18 protein-coding genes are annotated in these 16,934 nt (G+C 60.5%); all 18 read left to right on the top strand.

Annotation, left to right across the window (positions count from 1 at the left end; all coding sequences use genetic code 11):
- Nucleotides 1–7: 7 nt before the first annotated feature.
- The 18 genes from RY831_RS16350 (at nt 8) to RY831_RS16265 (ending at nt 16,889) form a co-directional block, all read left to right on the top strand.
- A complete protein-coding gene (locus RY831_RS16350) occupies nt 8–718 on the top strand; it encodes a SctK family type III secretion system sorting platform protein (RefSeq protein WP_326507443.1) in 711 nt (236 codons plus the stop codon).
- On the top strand, nt 676–1,308 hold the full coding sequence (locus tag RY831_RS16345) for an HrpE/YscL family type III secretion apparatus protein (RefSeq protein WP_326507442.1): 633 nt from the start codon (nt 676–678) through the stop codon (nt 1,306–1,308). The genes RY831_RS16350 and RY831_RS16345 overlap by 43 nt, the downstream gene beginning before the upstream one ends.
- A gap of 101 nt (nt 1,309–1,409) precedes the next feature.
- Complete coding sequence (sctN, locus tag RY831_RS16340; RefSeq protein ID WP_326507441.1) at nt 1,410–2,738, top strand: type III secretion system ATPase SctN; 1,329 nt, start codon at nt 1,410–1,412, stop codon at nt 2,736–2,738.
- Nucleotides 2,739–2,742: 4 nt separating this feature from the next.
- The gene (gene sctO / locus RY831_RS16335) at nt 2,743–3,240 is read left to right on the top strand and encodes a type III secretion system stalk subunit SctO (protein ID WP_326507440.1); all 498 of its coding nucleotides are present in this window, start codon (nt 2,743–2,745) and stop codon (nt 3,238–3,240) included.
- Complete coding sequence (locus RY831_RS16330) at nt 3,233–3,796, top strand: type III secretion HpaP family protein (RefSeq protein WP_326507439.1); 564 nt, start codon at nt 3,233–3,235, stop codon at nt 3,794–3,796. Before sctO ends, RY831_RS16330 begins: the two co-directional genes overlap by 8 nt.
- A complete protein-coding gene (gene sctQ, locus RY831_RS16325; protein WP_326507438.1) occupies nt 3,793–4,887 on the top strand; it encodes a type III secretion system cytoplasmic ring protein SctQ in 1,095 nt (364 codons plus the stop codon). The genes RY831_RS16330 and sctQ overlap by 4 nt, the downstream gene beginning before the upstream one ends.
- Nucleotides 4,884–5,534 (top strand): type III secretion system export apparatus subunit SctR, encoded by a 651-nt coding sequence (sctR, locus tag RY831_RS16320; RefSeq protein WP_326507437.1) that lies wholly within the window; start codon nt 4,884–4,886, stop codon nt 5,532–5,534. The genes sctQ and sctR overlap by 4 nt, the downstream gene beginning before the upstream one ends.
- 13 nt (nt 5,535–5,547) lie before the next feature.
- Nucleotides 5,548–5,814 carry a type III secretion system export apparatus subunit SctS gene (gene sctS, locus RY831_RS16315; protein WP_326507436.1) on the top strand — a complete coding sequence of 89 codons (267 nt, stop codon included), beginning with the start codon at nt 5,548–5,550 and terminating at the stop codon, nt 5,812–5,814.
- Nucleotides 5,815–5,820: 6 nt separating this feature from the next.
- Nucleotides 5,821–6,627: a type III secretion system export apparatus subunit SctT gene (gene sctT / locus RY831_RS16310; RefSeq protein WP_326507435.1), complete on the top strand. Its 807-nt coding sequence runs from the start codon at nt 5,821–5,823 to the stop codon at nt 6,625–6,627.
- A 12-nt stretch (nt 6,628–6,639) separates the two neighbouring features.
- Entirely contained in the window at nt 6,640–7,692 is a 1,053-nt protein-coding gene (sctU, locus tag RY831_RS16305) for a type III secretion system export apparatus subunit SctU (RefSeq protein WP_326507434.1), read from the top strand.
- Nucleotides 7,693–7,713: 21 nt separating this feature from the next.
- Complete coding sequence (locus RY831_RS16300) at nt 7,714–8,091, top strand: CesT family type III secretion system chaperone (protein ID WP_326507433.1); 378 nt, start codon at nt 7,714–7,716, stop codon at nt 8,089–8,091.
- A 63-nt stretch (nt 8,092–8,154) separates the two neighbouring features.
- Nucleotides 8,155–9,834 carry a type III secretion system outer membrane ring subunit SctC gene (gene sctC / locus RY831_RS16295; protein ID WP_326507432.1) on the top strand — a complete coding sequence of 560 codons (1,680 nt, stop codon included), beginning with the start codon at nt 8,155–8,157 and terminating at the stop codon, nt 9,832–9,834.
- A gap of 51 nt (nt 9,835–9,885) precedes the next feature.
- Complete coding sequence (gene sctD / locus RY831_RS16290) at nt 9,886–11,256, top strand: type III secretion system inner membrane ring subunit SctD (protein WP_326507431.1); 1,371 nt, start codon at nt 9,886–9,888, stop codon at nt 11,254–11,256.
- A 2-nt stretch (nt 11,257–11,258) separates the two neighbouring features.
- A complete protein-coding gene (locus RY831_RS16285) occupies nt 11,259–11,519 on the top strand; it encodes a hypothetical protein (RefSeq protein ID WP_326507430.1) in 261 nt (86 codons plus the stop codon).
- Between the two features lie 55 nt (nt 11,520–11,574).
- Nucleotides 11,575–11,808, top strand: a complete 234-nt coding sequence (locus RY831_RS16280) for an EscF/YscF/HrpA family type III secretion system needle major subunit (RefSeq protein WP_326507429.1) — start codon at nt 11,575–11,577, stop codon at nt 11,806–11,808.
- 362 nt (nt 11,809–12,170) lie between these two features.
- Nucleotides 12,171–12,923 (top strand): hypothetical protein, encoded by a 753-nt coding sequence (locus RY831_RS16275; RefSeq protein ID WP_326507428.1) that lies wholly within the window; start codon nt 12,171–12,173, stop codon nt 12,921–12,923.
- Entirely contained in the window at nt 12,923–14,827 is a 1,905-nt protein-coding gene (locus RY831_RS16270) for a hypothetical protein (protein WP_326507427.1), read from the top strand. The genes RY831_RS16275 and RY831_RS16270 overlap by 1 nt, the downstream gene beginning before the upstream one ends.
- On the top strand, nt 14,817–16,889 hold the full coding sequence (locus tag RY831_RS16265) for a PP2C family protein-serine/threonine phosphatase (RefSeq protein WP_326507426.1): 2,073 nt from the start codon (nt 14,817–14,819) through the stop codon (nt 16,887–16,889). Before RY831_RS16270 ends, RY831_RS16265 begins: the two co-directional genes overlap by 11 nt.
- The last annotated feature ends 45 nt before the right edge of the window (nt 16,890–16,934 follow it).

Below are 16,934 nucleotides of genomic sequence, written 5' to 3'. Positions count from 1 at the left end.
TGTGCAATTGGAAACCGCAAATTCCCGTTCCGCTGCGGTAGACCTGCGTTCACCCGAATATGCCCGGCTGCACGAGTTCAATTACCTGCCTAGCCTTTATGTGCACCCGGCGCATGCGGCCAGCCTGCTTCCTGCCGCATGGTCTGCACGCCTGAATGATGGCCCGGTCCCGCCTGCCGTTCATTCGCATCTGTCGGCTTACCTGCTGGCGAAGCTCGGGATCGAAGATGCATGGGTCAGCGATGATCGGTCCCTGGCGATATGGATCGCGTTGCTGCCCAGGGAGCATCTGGACCCGCTGATGCGGCGCGCCGGCTTGCTGCTGGCTTCAGCTCCGATCCACCAGTGCGTGCGGCAGCAGGACGTAAAACGGCTCGAGGCCGGATTGTCTCCCCAGGATCTGGCATATGTGTTTCAGCAGGCGGAAAGCCGCTTCCCCGGCAGCAGGGCGCTGACGGCGGCGCTGTATGAATCGCCGCTTGAAACCGTCATGGCGCTCGGTCTGCGAGCGCTGCAGCAAGTAACGGGCGGACTCGGCCGTGCAGTCCGCATACGCTTTGATCTCAAGCTGAATCCGACGCACACGCTGCCGGAATGGTTGGAGTTCGAGGCGGCCTGGCCGCACGACGTCGTGGCGTCAGCGTTCATGCGGTTGAAGGACGAACAGGAATCTACATGGGCTTTATCCAATTCAAAGACATCAATGCCGCGCACCTGATTCATGCCGATCCGGCATCCGCGGTGAGCAAGGCCGACGAAGTGCGGGTGCTGCTGGAGCAGTCGCGCATTCTCAATGCCGCTCGCGACGAGGCCGCGCGCATCGTCGCTTCCGCGCAGTCCGCCTACGAGGCCGAATGCAGGCGCGGATATGAAGACGGCTTGGCGGAAGCGAAGATGGAGCAGGCCGAGCGGATGATCGAGTCGGTATCGCGCACAGTCGAGTTCTTTTCCCGCATCGAAGGTGAAATGGTGAACCTGGTAATGGAATCGGTGCAGAAGATCATCAACGGCTTCGACGACACCGAACGGATCGTCATCGTGGTACGCAATGCGATCTCGGTGGTGCGCAACCAGAAACAGATCACCTTGCGCTTGAATCCGGGGCAGGTGGAAACCGTCAAGAAGCAGATGCATGCATTGCTGGCGGACTACCAGGGCGTCGGACAACTCGATGTGATATCCGACCCGCGCCTTTCGCCTGATTCGTGCATTCTTGAAAGCGAGATCGGCATCGTCGAAGCCAGCATCGAAGGGCAGTTGCTGGCACTGAAGAACGCGTTCGAGAAAGTCCTGGGTAGCAGGCGATGATCCTACCGCTCCAGCCGCTCCAATCCAGCTCATGCATGCATGCATGCATCTCTGCCTGTGACGATGTCCGTCCAACAAAGCCGGCGGGGGAAGTCTAAATCATGCGGCAGTTCGATTATGTGATCGACATGATGCGTCTTGCCTTGCTCGATGCCTCGACACTCACCATCAAGGGACGCGTCACGCAGGTGGTTGGCACCATCATCAGGGCGGTGGTTCCCACCGTCAAGGTGGGCGAAGTCTGCATTCTCCGCAACCCCGGCGAGTCCTTCGAAATCAAGGCCGAAGTCGTTGGCTTCGCAAAGGATGCCGCCTTGCTCACGCCGATCGGCGACATGTACGGCATTTCGGCGGCGACCGAAGTCATTCCCACCGGCCGGGCGCACATGGTGCCGGTCGGACCCGGCCTGCTTGGCCGTGTCCTGGATGGACTGGGGCGTCCGCTGGATCACGCCGAACGGGGGCCGCTCGAAGCGGACCGTTTCTATCCGGTCTATGCGGAAGCGCCCGATCCGCTGACGCGACGCATCATCAACCAGCCGCTCGAGCTCGGCATTCGCGCGCTGGACTCGGTGCTGACCTGCGGCGAAGGGCAGCGGATGGGCATTTTCGCGGCGGCCGGCGGCGGCAAATCGACCCTGATGGGCATGCTGGTCAAAGGCGCCGAAGTCGATGTCACCGTGATCGCCCTGATCGGCGAACGCGGACGCGAAGTCCGTGAATTCCTGGAACACGAACTTGGCGAGGAGGGGCGGCGCAAATCGGTGATCGTGTGTGCAACCTCCGACAAGTCGTCCATGGAGCGGGCCAAGGCCGCCTACGTCGCCACCGCCATCGCCGAGTACTTCCGCGATCAGGGGAAGAAAGTCCTGTTCCTGATGGACTCCGTCACCCGGTTTGCACGGGCCCAGCGCGAAATCGGTCTGGCGGCCGGCGAGCCGCCCACGCGGCGCGGTTATCCGCCTTCGGTGTTCGCGACCCTGCCCAAGCTGATGGAGCGGGTCGGGATGAATGACAAGGGTTCGATCACCGCGCTCTACACAGTGCTGGTAGAGGGCGACGACATGACGGAACCGATCGCTGACGAAACCCGATCCATCCTGGACGGCCATATCGTGCTTTCGCGCAAGCTCGGCGCCGCAAACCACTATCCCGCGATCGATGTGCTTGCCTCCGCAAGCCGCGTCATGAATGCGGTGGTCACGCCGGAACACAAGAAAGCGGCAGGTCGCATGCGCGAGCTGATGGCGAAATATGCCGAGGTCGAACTTCTGGTGAAGATCGGCGAATACAAGCGCGGCGGCGATCCGACGACTGACGAAGCCATCGACAAGGTGGAGCAGATACGCTCCTTCCTGCGCCAGCGCACGGACGAACATTCCAGCTTGCCGGACACCCTCGCGCAGCTGCGCCAGCTCACCGGAACCTGATGCCATGTCCGTATTCCAGGAACTTCTCGCGATCAAAACCTTCCGCAAGAACAAGGCGGAAATGGCCCTGTCCCGGTCACGCCTCATGCTGGCAGATGCAAATGCCGCCCGTGATCTGATGCAGCAGCGCCTGACCGAATACAGGAAACAGGCCGATGAACAGGAGAAAGCATGGTACCGGGATTTGTGCACGCGTATCGTGAGGCTTGCCGATATCGAAGACCTGCAGCAATCGGTTGTCATGCTGCGGCAGCGTGAACGAAACCACGAAGAGGCGCTCGCCGAGGCTGAGAAGGCGCGGCAGCAGGCGACCGAAGCATTCAATACGGACCGTGAGCAGCTCGCCGTGGCCAATCGCATGCGGGAAAAATTCGTCGAACTGGCACAGGCGCACGAGATGGAGGTCGGTCGCGAGAGTGAACGCAAGGAAGACCTCGAGATGGAAGAGGCGGCCAGCGTATCGCGCGACCGGGAAGAGTGGGGAGGAGTCGAAAATGACTGAAAGGCGGATAGAAGCCGGCATCCACGCCGGGGCTCAACTGTTTCGCGAAGCAGGCGCCGGCGGCGCCGACAAGGGCGGCACCCCGGCCGAACCGAATCAGCAGGACCGCAGCCGGTTCGAGCAGGCAATGCATGCTCCATCCCCTTCGGAACCTCAGGCGCCTGCTCCCGCGACTGCGCCGCCGAGCCCTTTTTCGCTGTTCGGCGCCGTCGCCCCCGCCCCTTCCTTGCCACCCGCGCCGCGTTCCGGGTTTCCCGATGCGGCTGGCTTGTTGCAGCGGCTGATGGTGTCGCGGGATGGCGAAAATGCACAAGTGCGTATGGAACTGGATGAAGATCATCTTCCCGGCGTAACGGTGAGCCTGTATGAGGACAAGGGGCTGCTGACCGTGGAATTCGTTTGTCGCAATGAGGAGCCGCGACGGCTGCTCAACCAGGCAGCCGCCGCGCTCGCGCAGGAAATGGCCGACAACCTGAATCGTCCGGTGATCTGGTGCGTGATGACGGATGATGAAGAAGACCGCTGCCGCTACGAAGTGCAGGGAAACCCGAAATGAATGATAGAACCATCACGAGGCCTGTCCTGCCGTACCTGACCCGTACGGAAGCGCAGGCACGCAACATCCTCGCGCAACACGCGTTGCGGCTCACGCTATCCCTGGGACAAGAATGGCACGCACGCTTGAGCCTTCTTGCACCTGGCGAGCCGGCACAGACGTTCGCGACGCCGCTGCTGCTGGGCGCGGAGTGGGCCGGCGCGCGCTTCTGCCTGGCGCTTCCGGAGGCAGCCCTGTCGGCATGGACGCGCAGCGCCGTCGAGTTGCCCGGACTCTTGTCCGACATTCCCGAGCCGCTCGCGCTGGCATCCCTGGAACTGTTGCTTGCCGACCTGACCTCATCGGTGGAACGGCTGGGACGTGGCCGCATTCACCTGACAAGGCTTGAGCATTCGACGGCCGGACTCAACCACAGGCTGCTGCTGACCCTGCAGCAGGTCGACGGCGCCGAAGTGATTCACGGCGTAATGCATGCCGATTCGCTCGGACTCATGGTCTTGTCCAGCCTGGCGCAGGCTGCGCCCGCCGCCGGCAACACACTGGACCTCTCCGCATTGCCGATGCCGCTGAGGCTTGTCATCGGCGACGCCACGTTGCGCGCCAGCGAACTGCAGGCACTGGCACCGCATGATGTGATCTGGCTGTCTTCGCGCAGCGGGACAGACGGCGGCAACCTGTTCATCGCCGTCGGAGCCGGCCTTCCGCAGTTGCCATTGCACGGCGCGGCATCACGATTCGGCTTCTCCGCTCAGATGCAGGATGGCCGCTTAACCGTATTGGAATCCCTAAGGCAAATCATGAGTGATAACCCAACCGCTCCTCCCGGAGACAAGCCGCTCGATATCGGGCAGGTTCCGATTCACGTCACGTTCGAGCTGGGGGAACGCATCGTTACCCTGCATGAACTGCAGACGCTGCAGCCCGGCCAGGTGTTCGATCTTGGACGCGTTCCGGATGGCGCGGTCACCATCCGTGCCAACGGCGCGGTCATCGGACATGGCGCCCTGGTAGAAATCGAACAGCGTATCGGTGTCGCCGTGGTGGCGTTGGCACAGACGGCAACGGCTGCATCGCCCGGCGAGGAAGAATGAACCAGTTCGACCCGATTTCCCTGGGCGTAGTGCTTGCGCTCATGGCGCTGGTGCCGCTTCTTGTCATGGTGACGACTTCCTTCCTGAAGATCGCCGTTGTCATGTCGCTGCTGCGTAACGCGCTGGGAATTCAGCAGATTCCGCCGAATCTTGCCCTGTATGCGCTCGCACTCATCCTCAGCGTCTACATCATGGCGCCGGTAGGCATGCGCATGTACCAGACCGTGCTCGTGGCTCCGGCGGCATCGAATCAGAGCGTCGCGGGCCTAGTATCCAATTTGCAGACCGGCGTGGAACCCCTGCGCAAGTTCATGGACCGCAACAGCCGGCCCGAGCAGAAGGAATTCTTTTACAAGACGGCACGCAAGCTGTGGGGCGCGGAAATGGCCGCCGATCTGAAGCGCGAGGACATGATCGTGCTGATGCCGGCATTCATGACCTCGGAACTCATGGCCGCATTCCAGATTGGCTTCCTGATTTATCTTCCGTTCATCATCATCGACCTGATCGTTTCCAACATATTGCTGGCAATGGGAATGATGATGGTGTCGCCGGTCACCATCTCGCTGCCGCTCAAGCTGTTTCTGTTCGTGATGGTCAACGGATGGAGCCAGCTTATCCAGGGACTGGTGTACTCCTATACATGACATCCATGCATCTATGACGACTCCGGATCTGGTCAGTTATCTGACCAAGGCATTCTATCTGACGCTCTGGCTTTCGCTGCCGCCGATCCTGGTGGCGGCGCTTGTCGGCACGCTGGTCTCGCTGCTGCAGGCGCTGACCCAGATTCAGGAACAGACGCTGTCGTTTGCCATTAAACTCATCGCCGTCTGGGTTGTGCTGCTGCTGGTGGCCCGGTGGATAGGCGGCGAACTTTACAACTATACCCAATCGGTATTCGCAGTGATCATGCACGTCAGATAACCAGAAATGAAAGAGCTGCATTCCACCGGCGCCTACCAGGACGCGATGTCCTTCATCATGGCGCTGTTCTACACCATGCCGCGCATCCTCGCGATGTTTGCGGTCATTCCGATTTTCGGGAGACAGCAGATGCCTAATCTGCTGCGCATGGCGATCGCCTCCGGTCTCGGCGTCATAGTCGCGCCAACTTTGCTGGCGGGGATGCAGGCGGGGATGGCACCGCAAGGGCTGGCACTGGTGGGCCTGGTTGTCAAGGAGTGCTTTATCGGGCTCGTGCTCGGTTACCTGATCGCGATACCGTTCTGGGGCTTCGAAGCCATCGGATTCATCATCGACAACCAGCGCGGCGCGAGCATCGCGGCCACGATCAATCCGCTGACCGGCCATGATTCCTCTCCGCTCGGCATCCTGTTCAACCAGGCCTTCATCGTCTTCTTCCTCATTGCGGGCGGATTCGGCCTGATGCTCGATATCCTGTACAACAGCTACGCGCAATGGTCGGTGTTTCTCTGGTGGCCGAAGATCGATCAGTCCGTAGTTCCGCTTCTGCTGGCGCAGCTCGATGGGCTCGTCAACATGGCCGTGCTGCTTGCGGCGCCTGCCATCATCGCCATGTTCCTCGCCGAGATCGGACTGGCCCTGGTCAGCCGCTTCGCGCCGCAATTGCAGGTCTTCTTTCTGGCAATGCCGATCAAGAGCGGCCTGGCCTTCCTGGTGCTGATGCTCTATACCGCCACGCTGTTCGAGTATGGCGGCGAATACCTGCGCGGCATGAAGAACGTCCTTCCCATTGCCACCGAGTGGTTCAGATAGCGGGCCGTTACCATGAGCGACAAGACCGAACAGCCTACCGCCAAGAAACTGCGCGACGCCCGCAACAAGGGGCAGGTCGCGCACAGCAAGGACTTCACGCAGACGCTGCTGATCCTGGCGCTGTTCGGATACCTTGTCGGCAACGCCGACCATATCGTTCGCACCTTCGGGCAGATGATCCTGTTTCCCGCGACGTTGATGAATCTGGCATTCGAGGATGCAGTAAACGTGGCCATCGAACGCCTGCTGCAGAATGCCACCGACATTCTCCTGCCGGTGCTGATGATCGTCATCGGGGTCGGCATCTTCGGCGAAATGATTCAGGTCGGCGTCCTGCTCGCCTTCGAGTCGATCAAGCCAAGCGGAAAGAAACTCAACATCATCGCCAACCTCAAGAATGTATTCGCGAAGAAGAATCTGATCGAATTCCTCAAGTCCATTCTCAAGATTTCCATACTGTCGATACTGGTGTACATGCTCCTGCGCGACAGCCTAGGCGTCATGCTGACCATTCCGCGCACCGGTCTGCCCGGCGTGGGAAGCACGCTGGGCGCGCTGATGAAATCCCTGCTGGTCTTTCTGTCGCTTGCCTATGTCGTGATCTCGCTGGCCGATTTCGGCTGGCAGCGCTTCAATCATCGCAAGGAACTGATGATGAGCAAGGAAGAGGTCAAGCAGGAGTACAAGGAAATGGAAGGCGATCCGCACATCAAGCATCAGCGCAAGCATCTGCACCAGGAAATGCTTGCGCACGGCGCCGTGAACAAGGCCAAGTCCGCATCGGTAGTGATCACCAACCCGACCCACCTTGCCATCGCGCTGGAATATGACAAGGACAAGACGCCCCTGCCGGTCGTTCTGGCAATGGGAGAGGGAACCCTCGCCAGCATGATGATCGCTGCGGCGAAGGAGGCGGGGGTGCCGGTGATGCAAAACATACCGCTCGCCCACGCATTGTTCAATACTGCGACGGTCGACCAGTACATTCCGTCGGAGCTCATCGAGCCTGTCGCGGAGGTCCTGCGCCTGGTGCAGAAATTGGGCGCCGATGGCGGAACGGCATAAGCGCTTTTAGGGAGAAAATTCATGAACCAGGGTATAGCAGCCGTAATGGCAAAGTATGGATTGACCAGCCGCGACCTGCGGTCGGACGGACGCCTGACCTTGGCAATCGACGGCACGTACCGGGTTCACCTGATCGCGTCCAATAACGGCGGCATGGTCATCGAATCCAGGATCCGCGCCATGCCGGAAGCCCCGCACGAAGCCGAGCGCTGCATGGAGGAGTCGCTGCGTCTGGCCGTCAGCCGGATGCGCGATTCGGCTTGCACGCTTGCGCTCGACCGCGAACAGCGGTCCCTGATGCTGCAGCAGCAGGTGCCCGCGAGCGCATCGGCGAGGGAGGTCGAGGATTTGCTCGGAAAATTTGTCAACGAACTCGCCTGGTGGCGCAAGGTCGCTTGAGAACTTGCATGGACGGGACGCGGTTTCGCGCAACATTGGTTACAGGTTGATGGGATAGCAAGAATGATTAAGAACGTATTCGGCATTGCCGCCCTGGTGGGCGCGACATGGTTGGCGGGCGCGCCCGGCCTGGCTGTTGCCGCACCGCCATCGTGGCCCGAGGTGCAGTTCCAGTACATGGCGAATAAAACGCCGGTGCTGAAGGCGCTGCGCGACTTCGCCACGACATTCGGCATCAAGCTGCATGCCGAGGAAGGCATTACCGGCACGCTCAACGGCAGCTATAAGACTGACACTCCGACCAAGTTCCTCGACGGTATCGCCGCAAGCCATGGCCTGACCTGGTATTACTATGGCGGCGGCCTGTACGTATCCAAGAACAGCGACTCCGTTAACCAGACCATGCGTGTAGGTAATTCGAACATGGATGTGCTGCGCTCCTCGCTGCAGAAGCTCGGCATTCTGGAAAGCCGTTTCGGCTGGGGTGAGTTCGCAGAGCATGGCACCATCGTGGTCAGCGGACCGCGTTCCTACGTCAGCCGGATCGCCGACACGCTGGATCGCCTTGGCCGTACACCCACCGCAGGCCAGATGATGCGTGTTTTCAAGCTTCGCCATGCAACCGTCGCCGACCGTACCTACAATTACCGCGATCAGCAAGTCGTCATTCCCGGGGTCGCCGCCGTGTTGCGCCGGCTGATCGAAGACGGTACCGATGCTTTGGTCTCCGATTCGTCTCCGGGAGGGCGCCCCATGCCTGCCATGCGTTCGCTGGCGCCGGACACGACGCGGGCCGCAGCCGAATCCGACAAATTGGCCGAGCCCGCGGCCGGTAGCAGCAGGGCGGTCATGCGCTCCCAGGCGCAGTCCGCCATCGAGGCCGATCCACGGACCAATTCCGTCGTCGTGCGTGCCGACCCGGCGATGATGCCGGCGTATGAGGCGGTGATTCGCGACCTGGATATTCCTAACGCGCTCATCGAGATCGAAGCCGCCATTGTCGATATCAGTACCGAACGGGAGCGCGAACTAGGCATCGACTGGTCGCTGAAATATGGGAATGGAAGGGGCGGCGTCGGGGACACAACGCCGACGAACCGCCCGCTCACCCTGACGCTTGGATGGGAAAACGGCGCCGATCTCTTCCTGTCGCGCGTACGTGCGCTGGAGGGAAGCGGCGATGCGGAAATCCTGGCGCGACCCTCCGTGCTCACGACATCGAACCAGCCGGCGATCCTGGATTTGTCCGAAACGTTCTACATTCGCCTGCAGGGCGAGCGCGTCGCCAACGCGGTACCGGTGTCGGCGGGTACCATGCTGCGCGTGACGCCGCGACTGGTCGTTGAAGACGGCAAGAAGGAAGTGCAGCTCGACGTCGACATTGAAGATGGCCAGGTGCAGGCCGTGACGGTAGACGGCCTGCCCATCGTGAAAAGGACGACGATCAGCACACAGGCGTTGGTCGGCGAACGCCAGACCCTGCTGATCGGCGGATATTACCTTCAGTCGGCGGCGGCGAACGTCCAGAAAGTTCCCGGCTTGGGCAGCGTCCCCGTGATGGGCGCCTTGTTCAGCAACAAGACCTCGTCATCGCAACGCAGGGAAAGACTTTTCATGATCATGCCGCGCATCATTGATCGTACGGTGATTGCCGAAGCCTCCGCGCCGGCAGCGGCGACCACCGCGGCCACCGCCCAGATACTGACGACCGAAACCATCGGTAACGGAATCGTCAATGACTGACGTGGCGCGATTGCAAGACCGGTTCCCGGCCGGCTGTTAAAGAACACTGTCATGCTTACGAACGAACTTGAGCTGCGAATATTATCGAGCATACATAAGGGCGCGCGGGTGCGCCTCACTGATCGCTTGAGTGTAGGCGGCACGCTGGAACACGATGTATTCCTTCGCTCTCCGGGCGTCGCCGGCGCCGGCTGGCTGCTGCAGCTGTCCGTACATGGATGGTCATGGACCGATAACGCATCCGGCGTCACCACGGATGCCGGGTTTGGCGAGATTGTCCGCATCGGCGACGTTGCCGTCACCGTGGATCGGGACGATGCCGATTGGCCGGATGAAAATGCCATCCTCTCCGCGCCGGCCGTGGCGGCGACGGGAAACCCGGCCGAGCCTGCTTCGCCAGTGGAGACCCCGCCGGCCGCGCTGGTAGTGGAACAGATTCCGGAACGTCATGACGATGCGACACCCCCGGAACCGGCGGACGCGCTGCCCGCATCTTCCCTCGCACGAAAGCGCTCCACGGCCACGTCCGTGATGCTGATCGGCGGCGGCCTGGTGTTCGGATTCCTGCTGGTTGCCGCATGGCTGTTCCTCCGTCCACCCTCGCTTCCGATGGCGCCGTTGAAGGCCCAGCCCAAGGCCCTCGACGAGAGCACGCTTTCCGCCTATCGCACGGTCCTGGCGGAACTCGACCTGGAAAAGGCGGTGCGCGTCCACGGCGACGAGGATGGTGTTCGCCTGATCGGCGTCGTGGACAACAGCAATATCCTGGACACCCTGGCGATGCGACTGGCGTCCTTCGATCCCCGGCCGGCCCTTAGCATCACGACGGCCGAGGAGATGCAGGCCGCGGCGACCGCGGCCATTCAGCACATCTCGTCGCGGTTTCAGGTGACATGCCGCCAGGCCAATTGCACCCTCATGGGCGTAGCGCGCACCAGTGAAGATATTGAAAAGGCAAGGGCGGTGCTGGTTGACGAGTTTCCCGCGATGGCGGTGGTGGCGGAAGACGTCCTGCTGCCCGACGATGTCGCGAAACGATTCGTCGCGCAGCTCGGCAAAATGGGCTTGCATGGATTTAAGTCAAGCTGGGATGGCACGGAGTTGGCTATCGTTGGAACCTTAAGAGACAGCCAGTATGCGGAACTCATGTCTGCACTCGCGACGCTCGCCGATCAGACCCGGGATGTGATTGCATTCCGCCTGACGATCGACGATCGCCAGACCACGCCGGAGCAGGTTGCCGTTTCTGCAAAGATGCCTTTCGGGATCGTTGCGGTCGTAGGGGGAAGCTTTCCCTATGTGACAACCTCAACCGGAGAAAATGTGCTTCTGGGTAGCAGCTTCATGGGCTACCGGTTGAGTCGGATCGAGCCTGCACAGGTTGTCTTCGATGGTCCCCGAATGCTGACTTTCAAGCGATAGCCATGCACCTTCCCCACCCATTCAGCCCGCAGCAGAAAATGTCCTCGGAAGTGCGATCCTCCGAAGTGCATACCACCGATCTCGCGGCAAGGCTCGGCTCGGACAACAGTCAGCAATACCGCCGGCAACTGCTTGCAGACCTCGGCGAATTGCGTGCAGAACTCGAATGCGCGATGCAGCGAGGCCTGCCGCGCGCCCAGTACGAAAAATGGGCGGCTGCCCTGACCGCTGTCATGTCTGCACAAGCCGCAGTCAAGGCGTAGACATGATGGATGAACTGATGCATGATGCTTAACCACTATTGCCAGGAGAAAATCCATGCCGGAAAACATATCGTTCCAGTCCATCGGGACCTCGCTTTACAATGCGGTGCAGACCAAGGAAGCTTCCTTGAACACGCTCATGCAGACGGTAGGCAGGGAACCGACCACCACGGATTTGCTCAAGATGCAGTCGGCAATGAATGAATGGTCGATGTCGATTCAGCTCAACAGCGCCATGGTGAAAGAATACTCGGATGCCTTGAAAGGCATCGTCCAGAAAATCGGTTGAACCTGGTTGGCAGTTGACGGAAACAGGATATCCGCGGGCAATGCGGATATCCTGTTTGCGCTTTCAGATATGCTCCTTACTTCGTCTTACCATGTTTTAACATTGTAGTTACCAGCTTCCATCCTCTCGTTCTTCGTCTCCGCACTCTTCTCCTGTGCTCTTCTTCTGGCGAGATTCACCAAAGATATGGCGCTAAATCTTTCTTTGCGGAATAATATCCGCGTGCGTGCCATTCATCTCCGTTCCACAGACGCGCCATCAACTTCAATGCCCTGGTCAATTCGGTTTGAGGCGTGGCCGATGGCGCAAAAGGATATGGCATCACTGCTTTTTAGATTTTTCACACTGACACTTTCCTCCGTATGACCACTTCGAGCCGCATTGGCCCGCAAGCGAAATTCTGGACGTATTGCGGCGCGGCCGCCGTTCCGGCGGCAGGCCTCATGCTTTGCCTGCTGCTGGTCATCGCAGTCATTGCCTTTATCGCGCGCCAGGAATCCGCGCATCTGCAGAACAACCGGGCCGATGTCATCCTCGTGGATCTTCAAGAGAGGCTGGAGTCAGATACCGCTCTTGGATTCTCGCTTGCCGAAATCGAGGCGGCGCAACCGCTTCTGGAAAAAGCGATTCTTCTCGATGCCAGTATCCGGGCGATCGAAGTCATGGACGAACGCGGCGTGTCGCTGTTCAACACTGATCGCGGTGCGATCGGCGAATATGCGCCGGCATCATGGCTGCTCCGGCTTCGCGAAAGCCAGTCGGGCGGGAAATCGTCGGGATGGTCCATCGACACGGATGAAGAGCGCACTCTCGCGCTCCCTGTGCGCGGTTCATTCGGAGAACTCCAGGGCTATGTGGCAATGAGCTTTGCCGCGTCATGGCAGGTCGACTGGACCCGCTTTTTCCTTTATTCGACCCTGATTGCACTATCCACAACGGCGCTTTTAATCATATTGACCGCCTGGATGGCGAAGGCGCGCGTCGAGCGCAGCTTGTCCAGGTTTGAAGATGAAGGCAGCGACGAAAACGCAATGGTCATGATCAGGCAGGCAAGGCAGCGGCTTGACGATGCTCTCGCATCGCTCAATCGCATTACCTCCGAGGAAAAACGCTGATGCGCGTGCCTGGGCCACGTATCGCGTATCTGGCCATCAGCTTGCTGATGATGGCGACCATCGCGATTGCCTATCTGAGCCATGCGCTTTTTGAACCGGTTCGGCAAAGCCAGGCAAGCATTCGTGTTGAAATGGACGCTGCCGCGGTTGCAGCGCCTCTCAACAGGGCGCTGACCGTCGGCGTTCCCCTGGCCGGCCTGCAGGGCGTCGATGCATTTCTGCAGAGCCGCCTGCGTCGTTCGCCGCATTTGCTCGGTATCGAAATCCGAGACCTCGACGGAAATATCCTGTGGAAGCAGGGAGAAACCGGCGCAGGTTCCGCAATCAGCGGAAAGGCGCCATTGCTGGTGCAGGAGGAAGTGGTGGCGACAGTCGTGCTCAATGCCGGCGCCCAGACAAGCCCCGCCTCGTTCATCGAAGCCTTGTTCATCATCGCCATGGCAACCCTGGCTGCGGGCATCCTTCTCTACGAAGCCGTTCACCTGGTGCGTCAGCGCAGCCTGCTTTCCCGCGATGCGGTGGTGCGGCATGCGCAGGATGCCGCGCGAGCCGGCAACTGGCTGCAGGTTTTTGCGGGCGAAGGCCCGCATCCGCAGGACTATCGCTCACGTTTCTTGCGAGCCGAAGTCAGGCTTATCAATGAACAGTTCGAACGAATCGAGCGCCTGATCTCGTCTCTCCGGCGTACCGAACCGTCGCGCCTGCGGCGCGCCGAAATGGATCATGTACTGGAACAGGCGCTCGGGAAAAACAGCTTTGCCGAAGGCAGGCCGGTTACCGTGCGTGTCGAAAGCTTTTTCTCGGAAGCGCGCTGGGTGGCGCTGCTCCTGTGCAGTGCCGCGGCGGGCTTGCAAGTCCTGCTCATGCTCGATGGCAGCGGCCCGGCAAGGTCCTACTATCTGATCGCCGGATTGTGCGGCGTGCTTGGCGCGGCCGTCGCCGGTCCCCGGTTTCTGCGTAACCGCATGCGCTACCAAGGCATGCTGACAGCGTGGGGTCTGATCAGTGGCGGCATGCTGCTGGCGCTGATCCTGGAACATCCGCTGACTCTCCTTGCGGCATGCGCAATGGCCGCATTCGGCGCGGGATGTACCCTGCACTCATTTGCCTGCAGCGATGTTGCGCCGCCGGCAGGCGCCGTGCTCAACGAGAACGAACAGCCCGAATGGCCGGTGTGGGGCATGCTGGCAGGGGCCCAGCTAGTCGGGCCCGTGCTTGCCGTGATTCTCTCGCCGCTGGTCGGAAAGCAGGCCACGTTGCTGATCCTGGGCCTGGGATGCACGGCAGGAGTTGCTCTCATATGGCGCGGCAGGGCAAAGACCTTCTGGAGCACGACGCAAGCTTCAAGCGCAACCGCTGCGAGGAAGCCGCAAGGAGCAAGGCAGCAGATTGCAGGCTTTGGCTGCGCCTTGCTCTGGCTTTACTGGACGGACCATATGCCCGCCGCGTCCGGAGAAACGCATAGCCTTCAATCATGGGCGCTGGTCCTTGCGGGATGGTGTGTGTTCGGCCTGGCTGTGCTCGGCGGGTTCCATTACCGCTCTGCATTGACGGTAAAGCCTTATGCCATTCTTGTGCTAACCATTGCCGCCGGTGCCGCCACGGCCTTGCTCGTCATGCCTCACACAAATCTGGCCGGCATGGAAGGATGGTTGCATCTACTCGCAACAGCAGGTGTCGGCTTCGGATTGGCGCTCGCCTGCACGCTTCCCGGGCATGCGCGCGTCGGCGTGCCGTTCTTCGTCGGCGCGCTCCTGGCGGCGATGATAGCCGGCGCCGGTAGCGTGTTCGCCGGGCTGGCGCAATGGACACAACTGACACAACTGGCCCAATGGGCATGGGCCGTGCCGGCGCTTGGATTCACCTTCGCGGCAATTAAGATGTGGGGAAGGCGTGAAGCTTAAGAACCGCATTGTCATGGTCGTTCTCGGGCTTGTCCTGCTGTTGCAGGGCGTTCTGGGCGCGTTGGTCTGGAACTGGCATCAGGCGGCCGAAGCCAGGATGCAGAAATCGCTGCTGGCGCGCCAGGGGCTGGCATGGCAAAAAATGGAAGCGGAAGCCATCGCCAGACTGCGGGATGCCGCCGACAGTTTGGGACAGGCACGGGAAGTCGCGCAGATATTCCGCCAGGACCGTTTCGAGAAAGCCATTTTCAGCGAAAGCGTGGCGCAGGCACTGGCAGCCGCGGGCAATCCGAGAATCGATATCCAGAACAGGGGACTCGGAATGCTCTATACGAGCGACAGTTCCCTCAAACCGGAACGGGTGCTGGAACTTGGCTGGACCGACAGGGTCCTGAAGACTCAGCGTCGGGTTTCCGGCGTGGCACAACTGGGCAACCATCACTACGTGTGGGTGTACAGCAGGGAAGCCGGCCAGTCGGAAGGCTTCGTCACGCTATCGCTGGATGTCGACAAGACCTTGAACGGATTCGCGGACAACATCAACGGCCAGGCGTTTATCGTGAGTTCAAGGGGGCGCGAAATCCTAGGCACCGAGCCGGGGTTGCTGAAACGACTGGGTATCGATTCCCTGCCGGCCGGCGAAGCCGTGCGACGCGTCCGGCTTGATCGGCATTATTACGATGTCGTCAGCCAGCCGCTGCTCGATCCCAGCCGCCGCCGCATCGGAAGCATCGTCGGCATCATCGACGCAACTGACGATGCCCGGTCGGAACAAAGGCTGCATTTCGTCCTGCTCAGCATTGCCGCAACATTCCTGCTGCTCGTAGGAGCCGCGATCTGGGTGTTCATCCAGCAGGCGTTCGTTCCCGTCAATGCCGCTATCGATGTACTTGAACGCCTTGCGAACGGAGATATCGACGCTCAGCCGGACGACGATGTGGTTGCCGACGAGGAGGTCACGCGGATATCGACCGGGCTCCTGAGGCTGCGCCGCGACGTGGTGACGCTTCGCATGCTGAAAGACGAGCAGGCCAGGGCAAGTCAGCAGCAGGAATTCCTGATCCGCGATCAGCTGCGCAGCCTGGCCGACAGCCTGGACCCGCAGTCGCGTACCGATGTGCTGAAAGAATTGGAAGCGAGTACCGCATCGGATGCCCCGCCGGAAGAAACGAGCCGCGACGAAGGCGATAACCAGCTGGCCAAGCTTGCCGGCATCCTGGGACGGATGGCAGGGCTGGTCACCAATCAACAGGCTCGCCTCCTGACGCTGCTGAAAGAGCTCCAGGAAGCCATGGAGACTCAGGCACAGTTCCTGAGCCTCCAGCAGGAACTGGAGATTGCGCGCTCGATCCAGCAATCGATTCTTCCGCGCATCCCGCTGGACGTGCAGGGCGTTGAAATAGCCGCCACCATGATTCCCGCCAAGGAAGTCGGCGGCGATTTCTATGACTATTTCATGATTGACGAACATCGCCTTGGCGTCGTTGTCGCGGATGTCTCGGGCAAGGGAGTGCCGGCGGCATTTTTCATGGCGATCTCGCGCACATTGTTGAAAAGCAGCGTGATGTTTTTCCGGGAACCCAAGGGGGCGATGCGGCGCCTGAACGATCAGCTCTGCGCCGAAAACGACCAGATGATGTTTGTCACCGTGTTTTTGGGCGTGTTCGACATACGTACCGGCGATTTTCGATATGTCAACGCCGGCCATAATCCGCCGGCACTGATCCGCCGAAACGGCGAAACATGTTACCTGCCGCGCGCAGACAACATGGGCCTCGCGGTACTGGAAGATCAGGATTTCGAGGAAGGCCACCTGGTACTGGAAGAGGGTGACAGCCTGTTCCTGTTCACCGATGGCGTAACGGAAGCGATGAACCCCGAGCATGAGTTGTTCGGCGAATCGGCGCTGCTTGATAATCTGCGGGAATCGAACGCGCTGCCGGCCGCGCGTCTGGACAGCGTCATTGCGCAAGTCCGTGCATTTTCACGGGATGAGCCTCAGTCTGACGACATTACCTGCGTTGCGCTGCGTTATTCCGCTTCTTCTTCTCGCATTTCATAACACGCCGCCAGGCGGATATGGCGCTGTGGCGTGCGTTGCGTCCAT

The sequence above is a fragment of the Noviherbaspirillum album genome (assembly GCF_035916955.1).
Classification (GTDB): Bacteria; Pseudomonadota; Gammaproteobacteria; order Burkholderiales; family Burkholderiaceae_D; genus Noviherbaspirillum; species Noviherbaspirillum album.
Note: the sequence above shows the minus strand (reverse complement) of the source record. Positions and strands in the feature narration are given on the sequence as shown.